Annotated in this window: 19 protein-coding genes; 10 read left to right on the forward strand and 9 right to left on the reverse strand. The window is 73.7% G+C overall.

Annotated elements, in window-relative coordinates; all coding sequences use genetic code 11:
- Positions 1-43: 43 nt before the first annotated feature.
- Together BLW86_RS06910 and BLW86_RS06915 are read right to left on the reverse strand one after the other, a co-directional pair.
- Positions 44-1,186 carry an acyl-CoA dehydrogenase family protein gene (locus BLW86_RS06910; protein WP_093873195.1) on the reverse strand — a complete coding sequence of 381 codons (1,143 nt, stop codon included), beginning with the start codon at positions 1,184-1,186 and terminating at the stop codon, positions 44-46.
- Positions 1,183-2,328, reverse strand: coding sequence for a CaiB/BaiF CoA transferase family protein (locus tag BLW86_RS06915; protein WP_093873196.1), 1,146 nt, complete (start codon positions 2,326-2,328; stop codon positions 1,183-1,185). Before BLW86_RS06915 ends, BLW86_RS06910 begins: the two co-directional genes overlap by 4 nt.
- Positions 2,329-2,585: 257 nt before the next feature.
- Between BLW86_RS06915 and BLW86_RS06920 the strand changes: the two genes are divergently transcribed.
- Positions 2,586-3,791: a saccharopine dehydrogenase family protein gene (locus BLW86_RS06920; protein ID WP_371129455.1), complete on the forward strand. Its 1,206-nt coding sequence runs from the start codon at positions 2,586-2,588 to the stop codon at positions 3,789-3,791.
- 74 nt (positions 3,792-3,865) lie between these two features.
- Here the strand turns inward: BLW86_RS06920 and BLW86_RS06925 are convergent, their stop codons facing one another.
- From BLW86_RS06925 to BLW86_RS06930, 3 genes are all read right to left on the reverse strand, one after another.
- A complete protein-coding gene (locus BLW86_RS06925; protein ID WP_093873198.1) occupies positions 3,866-4,234 on the reverse strand; it encodes a VOC family protein in 369 nt (122 codons plus the stop codon).
- On the reverse strand, positions 4,231-4,350 hold the full coding sequence (gene mmpA / locus BLW86_RS43990) for a morphogenic membrane protein MmpA (RefSeq protein ID WP_371129456.1): 120 nt from the start codon (positions 4,348-4,350) through the stop codon (positions 4,231-4,233). Before mmpA ends, BLW86_RS06925 begins: the two co-directional genes overlap by 4 nt.
- Before the next feature lie 62 nt (positions 4,351-4,412).
- The gene (locus tag BLW86_RS06930; RefSeq protein WP_093873199.1) at positions 4,413-5,117 is read right to left on the reverse strand and encodes an endonuclease V; all 705 of its coding nucleotides are present in this window, start codon (positions 5,115-5,117) and stop codon (positions 4,413-4,415) included.
- Positions 5,118-5,278: 161 nt separating this feature from the next.
- Between BLW86_RS06930 and BLW86_RS06935 the strand changes: the two genes are divergently transcribed.
- The gene (locus tag BLW86_RS06935) at positions 5,279-5,578 is read left to right on the forward strand and encodes a YciI family protein (protein ID WP_093873200.1); all 300 of its coding nucleotides are present in this window, start codon (positions 5,279-5,281) and stop codon (positions 5,576-5,578) included.
- Here the strand turns inward: BLW86_RS06935 and BLW86_RS06940 are convergent.
- Positions 5,575-6,660, reverse strand: a complete 1,086-nt coding sequence (locus BLW86_RS06940; RefSeq protein WP_093873201.1) for a WD40/YVTN/BNR-like repeat-containing protein — start codon at positions 6,658-6,660, stop codon at positions 5,575-5,577. The two genes, BLW86_RS06935 and BLW86_RS06940, sit on opposite strands and share 4 nt — an antisense overlap.
- Before the next feature lie 76 nt (positions 6,661-6,736).
- Here BLW86_RS06940 and BLW86_RS06945 point away from each other — a divergent pair, with 76 nt between their 5' ends.
- The 4 genes from BLW86_RS06945 (at position 6,737) to BLW86_RS06960 (ending at position 11,157) form a co-directional block, all read left to right on the forward strand.
- Positions 6,737-7,222 carry a (4Fe-4S)-binding protein gene (locus tag BLW86_RS06945; RefSeq protein ID WP_093873202.1) on the forward strand — a complete coding sequence of 162 codons (486 nt, stop codon included), beginning with the start codon at positions 6,737-6,739 and terminating at the stop codon, positions 7,220-7,222.
- A gap of 274 nt (positions 7,223-7,496) precedes the next feature.
- A complete protein-coding gene (locus BLW86_RS06950; protein ID WP_093873203.1) occupies positions 7,497-7,913 on the forward strand; it encodes a spore wall synthesis regulator SsgD in 417 nt (138 codons plus the stop codon).
- Between the two features lie 246 nt (positions 7,914-8,159).
- Positions 8,160-9,833: an ABC-F family ATP-binding cassette domain-containing protein gene (locus BLW86_RS06955; protein WP_177181584.1), complete on the forward strand. Its 1,674-nt coding sequence runs from the start codon at positions 8,160-8,162 to the stop codon at positions 9,831-9,833.
- 349 nt (positions 9,834-10,182) lie between these two features.
- On the forward strand, positions 10,183-11,157 hold the full coding sequence (locus BLW86_RS06960) for an acyl-ACP desaturase (protein WP_093873204.1): 975 nt from the start codon (positions 10,183-10,185) through the stop codon (positions 11,155-11,157).
- Positions 11,158-11,309: 152 nt separating this feature from the next.
- Here BLW86_RS06960 and BLW86_RS06965 read toward each other — a convergent pair whose 3' ends face one another.
- Positions 11,310-11,561: a WhiB family transcriptional regulator gene (locus BLW86_RS06965; protein WP_030686652.1), complete on the reverse strand. Its 252-nt coding sequence runs from the start codon at positions 11,559-11,561 to the stop codon at positions 11,310-11,312.
- A 249-nt stretch (positions 11,562-11,810) separates the two neighbouring features.
- On the opposite strand from BLW86_RS06965, the gene BLW86_RS06970 reads away from it, so the two are divergent.
- Together BLW86_RS06970 and BLW86_RS06975 are read left to right on the forward strand one after the other, a co-directional pair.
- The gene (locus BLW86_RS06970) at positions 11,811-12,605 is read left to right on the forward strand and encodes an IclR family transcriptional regulator (protein WP_093873205.1); all 795 of its coding nucleotides are present in this window, start codon (positions 11,811-11,813) and stop codon (positions 12,603-12,605) included.
- A 55-nt stretch (positions 12,606-12,660) separates the two neighbouring features.
- Positions 12,661-13,332 (forward strand): TetR/AcrR family transcriptional regulator, encoded by a 672-nt coding sequence (locus BLW86_RS06975; RefSeq protein ID WP_093873206.1) that lies wholly within the window; start codon positions 12,661-12,663, stop codon positions 13,330-13,332.
- Positions 13,333-13,413: 81 nt separating this feature from the next.
- Here the strand turns inward: BLW86_RS06975 and BLW86_RS06980 are convergent, their stop codons facing one another.
- Both BLW86_RS06980 and ligD read right to left on the reverse strand, forming a co-directional pair.
- A complete protein-coding gene (locus tag BLW86_RS06980; RefSeq protein WP_093873207.1) occupies positions 13,414-14,316 on the reverse strand; it encodes an alpha/beta hydrolase in 903 nt (300 codons plus the stop codon).
- A gap of 116 nt (positions 14,317-14,432) precedes the next feature.
- Positions 14,433-15,461 carry a non-homologous end-joining DNA ligase gene (ligD, locus tag BLW86_RS06985; RefSeq protein WP_093873208.1) on the reverse strand — a complete coding sequence of 343 codons (1,029 nt, stop codon included), beginning with the start codon at positions 15,459-15,461 and terminating at the stop codon, positions 14,433-14,435.
- Positions 15,462-15,513: 52 nt separating this feature from the next.
- Between ligD and BLW86_RS06990 the strand changes: the two genes are divergently transcribed.
- Positions 15,514-16,572, forward strand: coding sequence for an ATP-dependent DNA ligase (locus BLW86_RS06990; protein ID WP_093873209.1), 1,059 nt, complete (start codon positions 15,514-15,516; stop codon positions 16,570-16,572).
- Positions 16,573-17,043: 471 nt separating this feature from the next.
- Positions 17,044-17,238: a hypothetical protein gene (locus BLW86_RS06995; RefSeq protein ID WP_221518607.1), complete on the forward strand. Its 195-nt coding sequence runs from the start codon at positions 17,044-17,046 to the stop codon at positions 17,236-17,238.
- Positions 17,239-17,266: the final 28 nt, after the last annotated feature.

The following is a 17,266-nucleotide window of genomic DNA, read 5'->3' on the forward strand; positions in this document are numbered from 1 at the left end:
AAGCCTTTCGCGATGGGGGTTCTTCGAGGGGTGCGGGACGGGGTCAGCCGAGGAGGGAGCGGCCGATGATCTCCTTCATGATCTCGGTCGTACCGCCGTAGATGGTCTGGATCCGGCCGTCGGTGTAGGCACGGGCGACCGGGAATTCGCTCATGTAGCCGTATCCACCATGCAGTTGCAGACAGCGGTCGGCGACCCGCTTCTGCAGTTCGGTCGCCCACCACTTGGCCATGGAGGCGTGGACGGCGTCGAGACCACCCTCATTGTGCTCCTCGATGCAGCGGTCGACGAAGGTGCGGGTGACGGCGCACTCGGTGGCCATCTCGGCGATCTCGAAGCGGATGTGCTGGAGCCGGGAGAGCGGGCGGCCGAAGGCCTCGCGCTCCTTGACGTACCGGGTGGTGATCTCCAGGAGGTGCTCGGCGCCGGCGATGCCGGCGACGGCGATGGCGAGGCGCTCCTGGGCGAGGTTGGTCATGAGGTGGATGAAGGCGCCGTTGAGCTCGCCGAGCAGGTTCTCCTTCGGGACGCGGACGTCGGTGAAGAAGAGTTCGGCGGTGTCCTGCGACTTCTGGCCGATCTTGTCGAGGTTCCGGCCGCGCTCGAAGCCCTCCGCACCGCGCTCGACGACGAGGAGGGAGAGGCCGTGGGCGCCGCCCTCGGGGGTGGTCCGGGCGACGACGATCACCAGGTCGGCGAGGATGCCGTTGGAGATGAAGGTCTTGGAGCCGTTGAGGATCCAGTGGTCGCCGTGGTCCTCGGCGGTGGTGCGGATGCCCTGGAGGTCGGAGCCGGCGCCGGGTTCCGTCATGGCGATGGCGGTGACGAGCTCGCCGGAGCAGAAGCCGGGCAGCCAGCGCCGCTTCTGCTCCTCGGTGCCGAGCGAGGTGAGGTACGGGCCGATGATGTCGTTGTGCAGGCCGATGGCGAGGCCGGGGGCGCCGGCCCGGGTGAACTCCTCGGCGAGGACGGCGCCGTAGCGGAAGTCGGGGTTGCCGCCGCCGCCGTACTCCTCGTCGACGGCGAGCCCGAGCAGGCCCTGGCGTCCGGCGGCGAGCCAGACCTCGCGGGAGACGATGCCGTCCTTCTCCCACTGGGCGTAGTGGGGCAGCACCTCCTTCTCCAGGAAGGTGCGGACGACCGCCCGGAAGGCCTCGTGGTCGGCGGTGTACAGCTGGCGCTTCATGCTTCGGACTCCTGGGTCTTCAGGGCGGGTACGGCCCAGTCGCGGGCGACCTCGGCGGTGTCGGCACCGGGCAGGGCGGGGCCCGTGCGGAGGGTGCCGGGGGTGGCGGAGAAGCGGGGCGCGGGGGCGGGCTGGGCGATCCCGTCCCGCTCGGTGAAGGTGGCGCGGGCCGAAAGATGCGGGTGAGCCGGTGCCTCGCGGAGGGAGAGGACGGGGGCGACGCAGGCGTCGCTGCCGTCGAAGACGGCGGTCCACTCCTCGCGGGTACGGCTCCGGAAGCGGTCGGCGACGGCCTTGCGCAGTTCGGGCCAGCGGGCGAGGTCGTGGCGGGCGGCGGCGACGTCCTCGACGCCGAGGAGGCGGACGAACTCGGCGTAGAACCGCTCCTCCAGGGCACCGACCGCCATGTGTCCGCCGTCGGAGGTCTCGTACACGCCGTAGAAGGGACAGCCGCCGTCGAGCAGGTTGACGCCCCTGCGGTCCTGCCAGCCGCCGACCGCGAGCATGCCGTGGATCATGGTGGTGAGGTGCGCGGTGCCGTCGACGATGGCGGCGTCGACGACCTGGCCCTCGCCGTGCGTCCGGGCGTGCTGGAGGGCGGCGAGGACGCCGATGACGAGGTAGAGGGAGCCGCCGGCGTAGTCGCCGACCAGGTTGGCGGGGATGGTGGGCGGGCCGTCCGGGTCGGGGCCGAACATGCCGAGGGCCCCGGTGATCGCGATGTATCCGATGTCGTGTCCGGCGGTCGGGGCGAGCGGCCCGTCCTGGCCCCAGCCGGTCATCCGACCGTAGACGAGGCGCGGGTTGCGGGCGAGGCAGGCCTCGGGGCCGACGCCGAGGCGTTCGGCGACGCCGGGCCGGTAGCCCTCGACGAGGATGTCGGCCCGCTCGACGAGGTCGAGCACGGTGGCGGGGCCGTCCTCGGCCTTGAGGTCGACGAGGACGGAGCGCTTGTTGCGGTTGGTGAGGTCGCGGGCGGGGTCGATGCCGATGCCGGCACCGCCGGGGCGGTCGACGCGGACGACGTCGGCGCCGAGGTCGGCGAGGAGCATGGCGGCGAAGGGGCCGGGCCCGATCCCGGCGAGTTCGACCACGCGCACGCCCGTGAGCGGGCCGTTGCGGGCGGTGTGCGTCGTGCTCATCGAGCCCCCAGGAGTGTGTGACACCAATGATGTAACACCGAAGATGCTAGGAACGTGTTCCACTCGGCACAAGCCCCCGGGCCGAGCAAGCGCTTGGAAATTCCGGAAGCGCACGGTCCGAGGGGGCCCGTCTTCCCGATCAGGCCGGATCGAGCCGGATCAGGCCGGATCCGGGAGCGGGGGCCCGCCCCGGTTCCGCTATCCTCCGCCGACGACAACCGTGCGCGGCGGCGCGGTACGGCCGAGATGAGGGCTTGATGGAGACAGGGGCGGGCGTGGGGCGCGAGACCGGAGCCAGACCGTACGACGTGGTCCTCTTCGGGGCGACCGGCTTCGTGGGCGAACTCACCGCGGAGTACCTGGCCGAACACGCCCCCGCGGACTGCCGCTGGGCGATCGCCGGGCGCAGCCTCGGCAAGCTGGAGGCCCTGCGGGACCGGCTGGCCGCCGGACGGCCGCGGCTCGCCGCCCTGCCGCTGGTCGTCGCCGACTCCGCCGATCCCGGCTCGCTGCGCGAACTCGCCGAGTCCGCGCGGGTGGTGGCGACCACGGTCGGCCCGTACGTCTGGCACGGGGAGGGACTGGTCGCGGCCTGCGCGGAGGCGGGCACCGACTACCTGGACCTGACGGGCGAGGCCGAGTTCGTGGACCTCATGTTCGTACGACACGACGCGCGCGCCCGGGAGACCGGCGCCCGGATCGTGCACGCCTGCGGCTTCGACTCCGTCCCGCACGACCTGGGCGTGTACTTCACCGTCCGGCAGCTGCCGGAGGACGTGCCGCTGCGCGTCGACGGCTTCGTCCGGGCGGGGGCCGCCTTCTCCGGCGGCACCTTCGCCTCGGCGCTGACCGCGTTCGGCCGGGGCCGGGAGATCCTGCGGGCGGCGCACGAGCGGCGGCTGCACGAGCCGCGCCTCGTGGGCCGCCGGGCCCGCGCGCCCCTCGGCGGGCCGAGGTTCAGCCGGGAGACGGGCACCTGGGCGCTGCCGCTGCCGACGCTCGACCCGCAGGTGGTGGCCCGCTCGGCCGCCGCCCTCGAACGCTACGGACCGGACTTCCGCTACCGGCACTACGCCTCCGTGAAGACCCTCCCGATGGCCCTGGGCGGCACCGCCGTCATCGGCGCGAGCGTCGCCGCCGCCCAACTGCCGCCGGTCCGCTCCTGGCTGATGGAGCGTTACTCGTCGGGCCAGGGTCCGTCGGCCGAGCGCCGCGCCCGCAGCTGGTTCTCGGTCCGGTTCGTCGGCGAGGGCGGCGGACGGCGGGTCTTCACCGAGGTCTCGGGCGGCGACCCGGGCTACGACGAGACGGCGAGGATGCTCGCCGAGGCGGCCCTCTGCCTCGCCTTCGACCCCCTGCCGAAGACCGCCGGCCAGGTGACGACGGCGGTGGCGATGGGCGACGCCCTGACCGAACGCCTACGGGCGGCGGGCATCCGCTTCCGGGTGGCGCACCGGAGCTGAGGTCCGTCGCCCTCGGGCCGGATCACGGCCGTTCCCGCGTCCGTCCGGGGCGGTTCCCCTCTCATGGGGCGGGGTCAGGGGTGGACGAGGCGGAAGGGGTGGCCCGCCGGGTCCGCGTAGACGCGCCAGGAGGGCGCCTCGCCCCCGTCGAGCGGGGTGGCCCCGAGCGCGAGCACGGCCGCGTGGGCGGCGGCCGGGTCCCCGACCCGTACGTCCAGGTGGAACTGCTGCTCGGGGGCGCCCCAGACGGGCGGACGGTGGTCGGCCACGCTCTGGAAGGCGAGCACCGGGCCGCTCTCGTCGCACAGCACGGCGGAGCCCTCGCCGACGGCGAGCGCCGGGTCGGGGCACTCGATCTCGCCGCCCAGCAACCCCTGGTAGAACGTGGCCAGTTCGCGGGCGTCCGGGCAGTCGAGCACGGCGCAGCGCAGGCGACCGATCATCCGAGCGTCCAGTCCGCGATGACGTACAGGATGGCGCAGGCCCAGGCGAGGGCGGAGACCCCGGCGACGGCGAGGGCGGTGGTGAGACCGCGGGGTACGGGAATGCGAGCTGTCATGGGCCCCACTCTGCCGTGGGGGTCCGACAACGGGCATCCGTACGGGTACTCACCCGTGATACTCAGACGGACCCGGGTGAGCCCTGTGCCTCCTTGAGTGCCTTGCGGCAGAGGGAGTCGGCGTGACGGGTGGTCTCGGGCACGCGGTAGCGCGGGGAGAGGAGCAGGGTGTGGGCGCAGGCGTTGTCGAGGGAGACGCGATGGCCCACGGAGACGTAGACGGGTTTGACGCCGGCCTGGGTGCGCAGGGCCCTGCCGACCTCCTCCCCGTCGGCGAGGAGCGGGGCGAAGTCGCCGCGCGCGCCGCCGGGTCGGTCGTACGTGAAGGTGAAGGGGTTCTTGGCGACGCCGATGGACGGCCGTCCGGTGAGCACCCCGAGGTGGCTCGCGAGGCCGAAGCGGCGGGGGTGGGCGAGGCCGTAGCCGTCGCAGACCAGCAGGCCGGGGTCGACGGTCAGGGCGTCGAGCGCGGCGAGCACGGTCGGGATCTCACGGAAGGCGAGGAGCCCGGGGACGTACGGGAAGGAGACCCGGCCGACCGCCGTGGCCTCCTCCACCACGTCGAGGGTGCGGGCGTCGAGCACGACGGCCGCGGCGGCGACGAGGTCGCGCTCGTCGTCGTAGGCCACGTCGAGGCCGGTGACGTGCCCCTCCCCCGGCGGCGGCCCGCTCTCCCCGAGCACGAGCCGCCCCCGCAACTCCCGCTGCACGTCCCGCGCGGCGTCCTCGTCGGCGGGCCAGCCCGCCGGAATCCCGATGATCGTCATGAGGGGCCAGCCTAAGGGGTGTCTTGTCTGATCAGGCCGGGGGCGGGGCGGCGGTGCGGGCCTGGCGCCGCGAGGGCTCGTAGGGGTGCGCGCCCGGTGGGGCGCACGGGGGCCGGCACCGGGCCGGACGGTCGCCGGGAGGCACGGGTAGCCTGGCGATCATGTTCGTACTCGAATTGACCTACACCGCACCCGTCGAGCGGGTGGACGCGCTGCTCGACGCGCACATCGAGTGGCTCGACGCGCAGTACGCCGCCGGCGTGTTCCTGGCGTCGGGACGGAAGAACCCCCGGGACGGCGGGGTGATCCTGGCCGCCGGGGTCGACCGCGCGGAGATCGAGAAGATCGCGGCGGCCGACCCGTTCAGCGTCGAGGGCGTGTGCGCGTACCGGATCACGGAGTTCTACGCGACCAAGACGGCCGACGGGATCGCCGCGTACCGGGAGGAGCTGCCCTCCTAGACCTTCGTGGCCAGGCGGGCGATGCGGCCCTTCTCGCCGGAGGCCCAGCAGGAGCCGTCCGGGGTGCAGCCGACCGTGTCGTACGAGCCGGTGTCGACCGTGCGCCAGGTGCGGCCGCCGTCGGTGGTGAGGTCGGTGCCGGTCGGGCCGACGGCGAGCGCGGCCGCCTTGCCGTGCGGGAGCCAGGCGACGCCGGAGCGGTAGGCGGGCGGCGGCGTGGCCGAGCCGTGCCAGGTGCGGCCCCCGTCGGTGGTGACCGCGCCGGCCCGCGGCGACTGCTGGTCCTTGCGGTAGTCGCCGCCGACGGCGATGCCGTGCGCGCGGTCGCGGAAGGCGAGCCCGAAGACGCCGCGGGCCGGGTCGCCGGCCGGGACCGGCGTGTCCGTGGCGGTCCAGGTCAGTCCCCGGTCGGCGGAGTGCAGCACGCGCGCGGTGGCGCCGCCGCCCGTCGCGAGCCACACGTCCCGGGGGCCGGCCGACACCAGGCACTGGCCGCTCGCGGCGAAGCCCGCCTCGCCGGGGAGCGCGTCCGGCATCCCCGCGCTCGGCAGGACCTGCCAGGAGCGGCCGCCGTCGCGGGTGGAGAGGATGCGGTACTTCCCGTCGACCGGGTCGCTCATGGCGAGTCCGTGCCGGTGGTCGAAGAAGGTCATGCAGTCGTAGAAGGCCCGCGCGTCGGTGTTCCGGAAGGACTCGGTCCAGGTGGCGCCGCCGTCCTCGGTGCGCAGGACCCGGGAGGCCTCGCCCTCGCCGATGGCGAGGACGACGGCCCGGCGGGCGTCGAAGGCCTCGACGTCGCGGAACTCCAGGTCGCCCGCACCGGCCGGCGATACGTTTCGCCAGCTCCGGCCGCCGTCGGTGGTGCGCAGCACCGTCCCCTTCGAACCCGCGGCCCACGCGGTCCGGCGGTCGACCGGCGCGAGCCCCCGGAAGCGGGCGTCGGTGCCGGTCGGTGTCAGCTGCCAGCCGGCCGCTGCCGTGGGGGTCTCCCCGGCCCGCGCCGGGGCGGCCAGGGTCAGCGCGAGCGCCGCCCCGATCAGCCCCACCGACATCATTCGTCTCGTCTTCCCCATGGACGTCATGGCGCCGGAAGCTAGTGCCCCGGGCCGGTCCGCGTCCAGGGTGCGTCCTCGGCCGGGCGTTCCTAGGCTGGGTCGCATGACCGACCGTGCAGGCGACCGTACGAGCGAGCGGGCGGGCGACGAGAAGCCGAGGCTCAAGGAGTACGAGGGCGAGGGCATCACCGTCACCTTCGAACCGCGCCGCTGTCTGCACGCGGCCGAGTGCGTCCACGGCCTGCCGGAGGTCTTCGACCTGTCCCGGCGCCCGTGGGTGCTGCCCGACGCCGCCGAGCCCGCCCGGGTCGCGGAGGTCGTCCGGCGCTGCCCCTCCGGCGCGCTCCAGTACCACCACCGCCCCGAGGACGCCGTCGCCGAGCCCCCGGACTCCCCCACCACGGTCCGGCGCACGCACACCGGGCAGCTGGTGGTGCGGGGCGACCTCGTCGTGACCGGCGCCCACGGCGACCGGCACGAGACGCGGGTGATGCTCTGCGGCTGCGGAGCCTCCGGGAACCAGCCGTACTGCGACCACTCCGGCCCCTGCGCCGAACCGGACGACGAGGACGTGCCGGAAGAGCGGTGACGACCAGCCCGGTCACGTGCACGCGTCGACCCCACCCGGGCCGCTGAGTCCCACCCCAGCCGTACGCGCAGCGACGCCTGACGGCATCGGCCGACGACGGCCCTCGCGCCGGATGACCCAAGGGACCGTCCCGATGAGCGCTGACCGCTCGGTGACGCAGCTCACGTGGGACCCGAGTGCACGTTCCGGCCGTACCGCTCGTCTTGAAGGGTGTCAGGTGCCCTGGTGTCGGGGAGACGCACAGGACCCGAAGCCCGTACGAGAGGAGCCGGTCTTGTCCGCCGTCATCGAGCAGGCCGTGCAGGCCCGTCTGGTCGCGTCCGCTCCCCGGATGGAGACCGTCCCCGCCACGCTGCGGTACGACCGGGAGGATCCGTACGCCGTGAGCATGGCCTTCCCGCCGCCGGCGACGCTGGAGGGCGTCGAGGTCTCCTGGGCCTTCGCGCGCGAGCTGCTCGTGCAGGGGGTCGAGCGCCCGGCCGGGGTCGGCGACGTGCGGCTGCGCCCGTACGGCTACGACCGCACGGTGGTCGAGTTCCACGCCCCGGAGGGGGTGGCCATGGTCCACGTGCGGACCTCCGAGCTGCGCCGCTTCCTGGAGCGCTCGCAGCACCTGGTGCCGGCGGGACGCGAGCACCAGTACCTGGACTGGGACCAGGACCTCGCGGAGCTGCTCCGCGAGCACCCGTGAGGACCCGCCGCGTAAATCGTTTGCGGGTCTCCCGGACCGGGTCGTACGGTCCGTACTGACCTTGTCGTCGCCCGATCGGAGAAGGACGTTGCTCGTCTGAGGTTGCGAGACACCGAGCCGCGCGTGCCCCCTGTGCCGCGTCGTGCCGTTCTCGACCTCGGCGTACGAGCCGTTCTCCACTACTGCCCGCGCCCCGGTGTCTCCTCGCGTTGCCCATTTCCACGCTCGCGCGACCGGGAGGCCTCCATGGCACATCACCCCACCTTCATCACCTGTTCCGCCCTCTCCTTCTCCTGGCCCGACGGCACCGAGGTCCTCGACGACTTCCGGCTCTCGATCGGTCCCGGCCGCACCGGGCTCGTCGGGCTCAACGGCTCCGGCAAGTCCACGCTCCTGAAGCTGATCGCGGGCGAACTGACGCCCGCGTCCGGCACCGTCCGGGTCACCGGTGAGCTGGGGTACCTCCCGCAGAACCTGGTCCTGGACACCTCGCGGCGGGTGGACGAGATCCTCGGCATCGCCGGCAAGCGGGCCGCCCTCCACGCCATCGAGGCGGGCGACGCCGCGGAGGAGCACTTCACCGCCCTCGGCGACGACTGGGACGTCGAGGAGCGGGCCCGGGCCGTCCTCGACCAGCTCGGACTCGACCAGGTCGACCTGGACCGGACCGTGGGCGAGATCTCGGGCGGCGAGTCCGTGCTGCTGCGCCTCGCCGCGCTGCTGCTCGCCCGGCCCGACGTGCTGCTGCTCGACGAGCCCACCAACAACCTGGACCTGCACGCCCGCGCCCGGCTGTACGAGGCGGTGGAGAAGTGGTCGGGGGTCCTGGTCGTGGTCAGCCACGACCGGGAACTCCTGGAGCGGGTCGACCAGATCGCCGATCTGCGCGACGGCGAGGTCGCCTGGTACGGCGGCAACTGGACCGCGTACGAGACGGCGCTCGCCGCCGAACAGGAGGCGGCGGAGCGGATGGTGCGGGTCGCCGAGGCCGATGTGCAGCGCCAGAAGCGCGAACTCTCCGACACCCAGGTGAAGTTGGCGCGCCGCAAGCGGTACGGGCAGAAGAGCTTCGAGAACAAGGTCGCCTCCAAGATCGTGGCGAACAGCCAGAAGCGCAACGCCCAGGTCACGGCCGGCAAGCAGCGCACCCTGCACGCCGAGCGCCTCTCGGAGGCGCGGGAGCGGCTCGACGCGGCGGTGGAAGCGGTACGGGACGACGACGAGATCCGTGTCGAGCTGCCCCGCACCTCGGTGCCGCCGGGTCGCGAGGTGCTGCACCTGCGGGACCTGGAACTGCGTCACGGGACCCGGGTCGCCGGCGCGTTCGAGCTGCGCGGCCCGGAGCGGATCGCCCTGGTCGGCCGGAACGGCGCCGGGAAGACGACGCTGCTCCGGACGATCGCCGGGGAGTTGGAGCCACTGGCGGGCGAGACGGACGCGCGGGTGCCGCTGCGCTTCCTGCCGCAGCGGCTCGACGTGCTCGACGACGGGCTGAGCGTGGTGGAGAACGTGGCGCGCTTCGCACCCGCGGCGACGGCGAACACGATCAGGGCGCGCCTCGCCCGGTTCCTGTTCCGAGGGGCGCGGGCGGATCAGCCCGTCGGCACCCTGTCGGGCGGGGAGCGGTTCCGGGCGACGCTCGCCGCGCTGCTCCTCGCGGAGCCGGCCCCGCAGCTGCTGATGCTGGACGAACCGACGAACAACCTGGACATGGCGTCGGTGCGGAAGCTGACGGCGGCCCTGGAGGCCTACGAGGGGGCGCTGATCGTGGCGAGCCACGACGTGGCGTTCCTCGAGTCGCTGGGGATCATCCGCTGGCTGCTGCTCGACGGCGGACTGCGGCCGACGACGGCGGAGGAGATCAGGGGGACGGCCCCGAACCCTCGCCGGAGCGAGGTCCAGGGCCTGACGGCGGGGTGAGCCCGGACCCGGCTCCCCCGCCGGGGAGAACCGGGTCCGGGGGGCGAGGGCCGGAGTGAGCACCGGCGGGGTTCCCTCGCCGGGGGGGCGGTGGCCGGGGCGGGCCCCCGGCCACCGCCTGCTCTGTGGCGTCGGGCATCTGCGCTGTGTAGTCGGCCGCTTGGCCCTCCACGGCCGACCTGGACGTGACCTGCGTCTCCGGCGCCCCGCCGGAGCTGCACGCATAACGGAACGTAACCGGACATCGCCGGGACGGGCTTGGCCGACGCCTTACGGAGGCTTAACCTACGGTCTCGTAACCTACGAATCCGTAGGTATGCCCGTATCCCCTCCGTCCCCAGGAGTTCCCTTGACGCTCACCTCTCACTCCCTCGGCAGCTCGGCAGGGTGGACCGACGCACGGCTGCTCTACGCGCTCGAAGAGGTCGTGGAGAAGGAGCTCAACCGGCACCTGAAGGTCACCAAGGACTGGATGCCGCACGAGTACGTGCCGTGGTCCGACGGCCGCAACTTCCCCGGCTTCTTCGAGGACGGCGAGGCCTGGGAGCCGTCGCAGTCCAAGGTCACCGAGGTCGGCAAGATCGCCCTCGTCGTCAACCTGCTCACCGAGGACAACCTCCCGAGCTACCACCACGAGATCGCCAGCCTCTTCGGCCGCGACGGCGCCTGGGGCACCTGGGTGCACCGCTGGACCGCGGAGGAGGGCCGGCACGGCATCGTGATGCGCGACTACCTGCTCGCCTCCCGCGCCGTCGACCCGGACAAGCTGGAGCAGTTCCGGATGGCGCACATGAGCGAGGGCTTCGAGTCCGACAACCGGCACTCGATGCTGCACTCCGTCGCGTACGTGGCCTTCCAGGAGCTCGCCACCCGCATCTCGCACCGCAACACCGGCCACCAGTCCGGCGACCCGGTCTGCGACCGGATGCTCTCCCGCATCGCCACCGACGAGAACCTGCACATGGTCTTCTACCGCAACCTGCTGGGCGCGGCCTTCGAGATCGCCCCCGACCTGACCATGCAGGCCGTGCGGGACGTCGTGGTCAACTTCCGGATGCCCGGACACGGCATGCCGGGCTTCGAGCGGGCGGCCGCGCAGATGGCGATCGGCGAGATCTACAACATGCGCATCCACCACGACGACGTCCTCCAGCCCGTCCTGCGCTTCCTCAAGGTCCTCCAGATCGAGGGCCTCGGCCCGGACGGCCTGCGCGCCCAGGAGGAGCTGGGGCTCTACATGAACGGGCTGGACAGCGAGGCGAGCAAGTTCGACGAGAAGCTCGCGGCCCGCAAGGCCCGGATGGCCGCGCGCGCGGCCGGCTGAGCCACCCGCCCCTCAGGAGCTGCCGACCCCTCAGCCGCCGCCCGCTCCTCAGGAGCCGTCCGGCGGCTTCGAGCCGTCCCGCCCGTGCGGCCGGTGCGGCCGAGGAGTCCGGCGCGGCCGAGGAGTCCGGCGCGGCCGAGGAGTCCGGCGGCTCAGCGGCTCCGTCGCTTGAGCCGCCCGCGCTCCTTCTCGGAGAGCCCGCCCCACACCCCGAACCGCTCGTCGTGGGTGAGGGCGTACTCCAGGCACGCCAGGCGCCCCTCGCACGCCCCGCACAGCTGCTTCGCCTCGCGCGTCGAGGAGCCGGGGGCCGGGAAGAAGAACTCCGGGCCGGCCTGGGCGCACAGGGCGTTCTCGCGCCAGGAGAGGTCGGGGGCGGTCAGCACGTCGGTATCCGTCTGCATGACCGACAGCTTGCCCAAGGACCGTAAACACGCCATCAACGTTCGATCAATGGCGGATACCCGGCGCCGGGCCCCGGCCCTCGGCGCGGCGGTGCCGGCCGGAACCCCGCCGAGGCCGCCGCGCCCCGGCTCGGCTCCCATGATGCGGGACCGCCCGTGAACAGAGTGTTTCCGACCTCGTCCGGAGCCCGATTCGGCTCCCGCCATGTGGGAGCGTGGGAGCCCGATCACCCACGGGGAGCGAACCCTATGACGACCGAGGCCGGCATCGTCCGACCCCCGGCGGGCGCCCAGGCGGTCCGCCGCGCGCTGGACGTGCTGCACTGCTTCCACGACAACGGGCCCGACCTGAGCGCCTCCGACCTCGCGCGCCGGCTCGGGCTCTCCACCTCGACGGCGCACCGGCTGGCCCGCACCCTGCTCGGCGCGGGCTTCCTGGAGCAGGACGCCCGGACCGCGCGCTACCGGCTCGGTCCGGCGATGACCGAGCTGGGCCGGCTCTCGTACCACCAGCGGGGGCTGCACCGGGCCGCGCCCGAGCTGTCCGATCTCGCCGAGCGGACGGGGGCGACGGCCGATCTGGCGCTGCGCAGCGGCCCGCACGCGGTGATCGTGGCGGGTGGTCCGGTGACCCCGATGGCGGGGTTGCGCCGACCGCTGCACTCGACGGCGCTCGGGAAGGTGCTCCTCGCGTGGCCCCGCGCGGGCGAGGGCGGTCCGCGCCCGCTGCCGTCGCCGCACGCGCCCACGGAGCGGTCCGTCGTCGAACCGCCCGCCCTGGCGGCCGAGTTGGCACGTGTACGGGAGGCGGGGTACGCCCTCCACGACGGCGATGCGGCCCACGGGGGCCGGACGGTGGCCGTGCCGGTGCTGGAGCGCGCGGGGCACGCCCGGTTCGCGCTCGCGGTGCGTGGGGCCCCCGAGCTGATCACCGACGCGCGGCTCGACTGGTACCTGGCGCAGGCGCGGGCCTGCGCACGGGCCCTGGAGGTGCTGCTGCTCGCCCCGGCGGAGCGGCGGGAGCCGGGAGAGCGGGTCGGGTAGCGCCCGTCGCCGCACGGAAATATCCGCACGGTCGTGCGTTCAGTACGATGGGGTCATGAGCGGCAGCGCCGGGAGCGGCACCGGGACCAAGACGGACGGACGCGTCGAGCGGGGCAACCAGACGCGGCGCCTCGTCCTCGGCCGGACGATGGACATCGCCTCGGTCGAGGGGCTCGAAGGCCTCTCCCTGGGACGGATCGCGACCGAGCTGGAGCTGAGCAAGAGCGGCGTCTTCGCGCTCTTCGGCTCCAAGGAGGAGCTCCAGCTCGCCACCGTCAGGGCCGCCGTCGCCGTCTTCGCCGGCCGCGTCGTCGCCCCGCTGGAGGACCTGCCGCCGGGCGCGCGGCGGGTGCGCGAACTGTGCCGGAACTGGCTCGCGTACTCCGCGGAGCGGGTCTTCGCGGGCGGCTGCTTCTTCTACGCGGTCTCGGCCGAGTTCGACGCCCGTACGGGCCCGGTGCACGACGCCGTCGCCGGGACCCGCCGCGACTGGACCGCGTACGTGGAGGGGGCCCTGACGCAGGCGCGTGCCGTCGGGGAGTTCGTCGAGGACCTGGACGTGGAGCAGCTGGCCTTCGAGGTGATCGCCCTCATGGAGGCGGCCAACGCCCGGTCCGTGCTGTTCGGCGACCCCGGCTCGTACGCCCGCGCCGAGCGGGGCATCACGGCCCGCCTGTTCACCTCGGCCACGGACAAGGGCCGGGCGGCGCTCGCCGATCCGGCCTGAGCGGACGCCCCGAGGCCCCCGCGACGGGCGCCGATCCGGCCTGACCGGACGCCCCGACGGCTCCCTCTCGACGGGCCCCTCTCACGACGCCGTCGAGCCGACGCCCTCGCGCGTGTCGGCCGTCCGTTCCGTGGCGGCGCCCGCCGTCGCGAACTCCACCGCCTCGGCCACGACATCGGCGTCCGCGAGGATGCGGCGGTGGCCGAGGCCCCGGGTGACGACGAGCCGGGCCCGCTCACCGTGGGCACCGGCGAGGAACCGCGCCTGGGCCAGGGGCACCGTGTCGTCGTCCTCGTCGTGGAACAGCAGGACGGGCGCGCCGAGTTCGTCCGGCGCGTGGTCGGCACCGAAGCGCTCCCAGGCGCCGGGCTCGCCGGGGACGAGCCGCCGCTCGACGTACGCCCGCATGGCCCGCATCACCCGCTCGTCCAGGTCCAGTCCCGCCCGGAAGCCCTCCAGGACCATGTCGAAGGAGCCGACGCCGCCGAGGCCCACGAAGCGGGACGTACGGACGCCGTCGCGGAGGGCGAAGAGGGCGGCGAGGACGCCGAAGGAGTGGGCGACGACGGCCTCGAAGTCGCCGTGCCGGGCGTGCAACTCCCGGATGATCTCGCGGTATTCGACGATGTTGCTCGCCTTGCCCGAGGAGTCGCCGTGGCCGGGCGCGTCGAAGGCGACCGGGCTGTATCCCCGCGCGAGGAGCTCCTCGGCGAAGGCGCCGAGCCGCGAGGCGCGGGAGGACCAGCCGTGGACGAGCAGGACGGGCCGCCGGCCGTCGCCCCAGGCGTACGTGACGACCTCCTTGTCGCGGACGCGGAGGCGGTCGGTGCGCGCGCTCGCGAGGAGCGCGGCCTCGTCGGGCCGGAGCCGGGCCCTGCCGAGCGGCCGGACGAAGAGGTGGAAGGCCCAGTGGCCGGCCGGGCCCGGGGCGAGGCGGGCGGTGGCGTTCAGGGCGGTGCGGATGAGCGGAGCCATCGGGTACATGCCGGATCTCCTCGGTCGTCCTGGAGGGAAAAATTCTAGCACGACCGTTCGTGTTGTTTTAGGGTGAGCCAAGAGGGCCGGTGACGCCCGCCCGGAAGCGTCCCGGCCCTCCGCCCCTACTCCTCCTCGGCCCCCTTCTTCGCCCGGCTCGGCTGCACCCGCTTCGGCTCGCCCGGCATCTTCGGGTACTCCGGCGGATACGGCAGGTCACCGAGACCGCGTTCCGCCTCGTCCCGCCGGGCCAGTTCGAGCAGCGACTCCAGGCCGAACCGCTCCTCGTCCATGTCGGCGTGGACGTCGCCGACCTCCGCGTACCGGGCCGGCATCGTCCTGATGTCGAAGTCCTGCGGCACGACCTCGCCGATCTCCTCCCACCTCAGCGGTGCCGAGACGGGGGCGGTCGGCCGGGGACGTACGGAGTAGGCGGAGGCCATCGTGCGGTCCCGGGCCATCTGGTTGTAGTCGACGAAGATCCGCTCGCCGCGCTCCTCCTTCCACCACCTCATCGTGACCCGGTCCGGCATCCGCCGCTCCAGCTCCCGGCCGCAGGCGATCGCCGCCCGCCTGACCTGGGTGAACGTCCACTCGGGAAGGATGGGCACGAAGACGTGGAGGCCCCGGCCGCCGGAGGTCTTCGGCCAGCCGCGCAGCCCGTGCTCGTCGAGGACCGCGCGCAGCTCGTGGGCGGCGCGGACGGCGTCGGCGTAGTCCGTGCCCGGCTGGGGGTCGAGGTCGATGCGGAGCTCGTCGGGGTGGTCGGCGTCGTCCCGGCGCACCGGCCAGGGGTGGAAGGTGACGGCGCCGAGGTTGGCCGCCCAGAGCACGGCCGCCGGCCCGGTGGGGCACATCTCGTCGGCCGTCCGGCCGCTGGGGAAGGTGATGCGGGCCGTCGGGATCCAGTCCGGGAGGTTCTTCGGCGCGCGCTTCTGGAAGAAGGACTCGCCGGCCACCCCGTCGGGCCAGCGCTCCAGGGTGGTGGGGCGGTTCCGCAGGGCGCGGGTGATGCCGTCGCCCACGGCCAGGTAGTACCGGACCAGGTCCAGCTTGGTGTAGCCGGCCTCCGGGAAGTACACCTTGTCGGGGCTGGAGACCCGCACGGTCCGGTCGCCGACCTCGAGCTCCACCGCCGCCGCCTTGCCTGCCATGCCGGTCAGCCTAGGGCTCGCCGACAAGTACCGCATACCAGACAATCTCCCCATGGATCTTCCGGTGATGCCGCCCGTGAAACCGATGCTGGCCAAGCCCGTGAAGCGGATCCCGCCCGGGATGCACTACGAGGCGAAGTGGGACGGCTTCCGCGCGATCGTGCACCGGGACGGGCCGGAGCTCGTCATCGGCAGCCGGACGGGCAGGCCGCTCACCCGCTACTTCCCCGAGCTGGTCGAGGCGCTGACGGCCCGGCTGCCGGAGCGCTGCGTCGTCGACGGGGAGATCGTCATCGAGCACGACGGCCGCCTCGACTTCGACCGGCTCGCGGAGCGGATCCATCCGGCCGCCTCCCGCGTCCGTCTGCTCGCCGAGACCACCCCGGCCCGGTTCATCGCCTTCGACCTGCTCGCCCTCGGGGACGACTCGCTGCTCGACGCGCCGCTGAGCGAGCGCCGGGCGGCCCTGGAGCGGGTCCTCGCCGGGGTCGACGCGCCCGTCCACCTGGCCCCCGCGACCCGGGACCCCGAGCTCGCGGCGCGCTGGTTCGAGCAGTACGAAGGCGCCGGCCTCGACGGGGTGATCGCCAAGCCGCTCGACCTGGCGTACCGGCCGGACGCCCGCCTCATGTACAAGATCAAGCACGAGCGGACGGCCGACGTCGTCGTGGCCGGATACCGCTTCCACAAGAGCGGGCCGGTCGTCGGCTCGCTGCTGCTCGGCCTGTACGACGAGCAGGGCACCCTCCAGCACATCGGCGTGTGCGCGGCCTTCACCGCCGCCCGCCGCGCCGAGCTCGTCGAGGAGCTGGAGCCGCTCCGGATGGACCCCTCGGACGGGCACCCGTGGGCGGCGTGGACGGACGAGGCCGCGCACGAGGAGGCCCGGCTGCCGGGCGCCCCCAGCCGCTGGTCGGGCAAGAAGGACCTGTCGTGGGTGGCGCTGCGGCCGGAGCGGGTCTGCGAGGTCGGCTACGACCACATGGAGGGGGACCGCTTCCGCCACACCGCCCAGTTCAAGCGGTGGCGCCCGGACCGGACGCCGGAGTCCTGCGGCTACGGACAGCTGAAGGAGCCCGTCTCGTACGACCTGGCGGAGATCTTCGCGTAGACCGTGGACGGTGGAGCGAGGGCGGCGGACCGGGGGCGGGGGGCCGCAGGCCCTGGGCACGGAACACGTGTCGGCGGAAGCAGCCGGACCGGTACGTGAGATGCCACACATTCCACGGCCGGGCCGCCCGCCCCTGACGCCTCGATCCGAGAACACGTTCGACGAACTCCCGAGCGATACGCAAGATCGGTGCGCAAAGCGGCGGCGGTCACCCGCCCCCGTACCTGCGAGAACGCGTCCGGAGCCGGACCGCGCCCGCGCCGGGTCCGTTCCTCCGGGGCCCGCGCGGCCCTCCGCCGGCGCGCCCCGCCGTCACCCGGCCGCGACACCGCCGTGCCGGAACCCGTACGGTCATCCGGTACGTATGGAGAGGAGACCCTTCCGTACCCTCCCCGGACCGACTAGGACTGACCCGTGATCACCTCGCCCTCGCGCCTCGTTCCCGTCCCCATCCCCGACAGCGTGGCCGCGATGATCGGCGCCTGCCTGCCGCTGCACGTCCTCCAGGCCGAGGTCGACGCGGACTGCGCGGCGCGCGAGGTGTACCGCTTCCGGGGACCGCTCTGCGCGGAGGACCGGGCGGACCGCGAGCACGCGCTCGCCGCCCTGGCGCGGGCCAACAAGATCCTCGCCAAGCACCACCCCCGACTGCCCGTCACCCCCTGACAGGCCCTCCACCCCTCCGGCCGTCCCC

The organism is Streptomyces sp. TLI_105 (genome assembly GCF_900105415.1).
Classification (GTDB): Bacteria; Actinomycetota; Actinomycetes; order Streptomycetales; family Streptomycetaceae; genus Streptomyces.

What these genes read in the sequence shown, in the direction of transcription:
- BLW86_RS06910 (WP_093873195.1), bottom strand. Translation starts at nt 1,186, where the DNA reads ATGAAGCGCCAGCTGTACACCGCCGACCACGAGGCCTTCCGGGCGGTC.
- BLW86_RS06915 (WP_093873196.1), bottom strand. Translation starts at nt 2,328, where the DNA reads ATGAGCACGACGCACACCGCCCGCAACGGCCCGCTCACGGGCGTGCGC.
- BLW86_RS06920 (WP_371129455.1), top strand. Translation starts at nt 2,586, where the DNA reads ATGGAGACAGGGGCGGGCGTGGGGCGCGAGACCGGAGCCAGACCGTAC.
- BLW86_RS06925 (WP_093873198.1), bottom strand. Translation starts at nt 4,234, where the DNA reads ATGATCGGTCGCCTGCGCTGCGCCGTGCTCGACTGCCCGGACGCCCGC.
- mmpA (WP_371129456.1), bottom strand. Translation starts at nt 4,350, where the DNA reads ATGACAGCTCGCATTCCCGTACCCCGCGGTCTCACCACCGCCCTCGCC.
- BLW86_RS06930 (WP_093873199.1), bottom strand. Translation starts at nt 5,117, where the DNA reads ATGACGATCATCGGGATTCCGGCGGGCTGGCCCGCCGACGAGGACGCC.
- BLW86_RS06935 (WP_093873200.1), top strand. Translation starts at nt 5,279, where the DNA reads ATGTTCGTACTCGAATTGACCTACACCGCACCCGTCGAGCGGGTGGAC.
- BLW86_RS06940 (WP_093873201.1), bottom strand. Translation starts at nt 6,660, where the DNA reads ATGACGTCCATGGGGAAGACGAGACGAATGATGTCGGTGGGGCTGATC.
- BLW86_RS06945 (WP_093873202.1), top strand. Translation starts at nt 6,737, where the DNA reads ATGACCGACCGTGCAGGCGACCGTACGAGCGAGCGGGCGGGCGACGAG.
- BLW86_RS06955 (WP_177181584.1), top strand. Translation starts at nt 8,160, where the DNA reads ATGGCACATCACCCCACCTTCATCACCTGTTCCGCCCTCTCCTTCTCC.
- BLW86_RS06965 (WP_030686652.1), bottom strand. Translation starts at nt 11,561, where the DNA reads ATGCAGACGGATACCGACGTGCTGACCGCCCCCGACCTCTCCTGGCGC.
- BLW86_RS06970 (WP_093873205.1), top strand. Translation starts at nt 11,811, where the DNA reads ATGACGACCGAGGCCGGCATCGTCCGACCCCCGGCGGGCGCCCAGGCG.
- BLW86_RS06975 (WP_093873206.1), top strand. Translation starts at nt 12,661, where the DNA reads ATGAGCGGCAGCGCCGGGAGCGGCACCGGGACCAAGACGGACGGACGC.
- BLW86_RS06980 (WP_093873207.1), bottom strand. Translation starts at nt 14,316, where the DNA reads ATGTACCCGATGGCTCCGCTCATCCGCACCGCCCTGAACGCCACCGCC.
- ligD (WP_093873208.1), bottom strand. Translation starts at nt 15,461, where the DNA reads ATGGCAGGCAAGGCGGCGGCGGTGGAGCTCGAGGTCGGCGACCGGACC.
- BLW86_RS06990 (WP_093873209.1), top strand. Translation starts at nt 15,514, where the DNA reads ATGGATCTTCCGGTGATGCCGCCCGTGAAACCGATGCTGGCCAAGCCC.
- BLW86_RS06995 (WP_221518607.1), top strand. Translation starts at nt 17,044, where the DNA reads ATGATCGGCGCCTGCCTGCCGCTGCACGTCCTCCAGGCCGAGGTCGAC.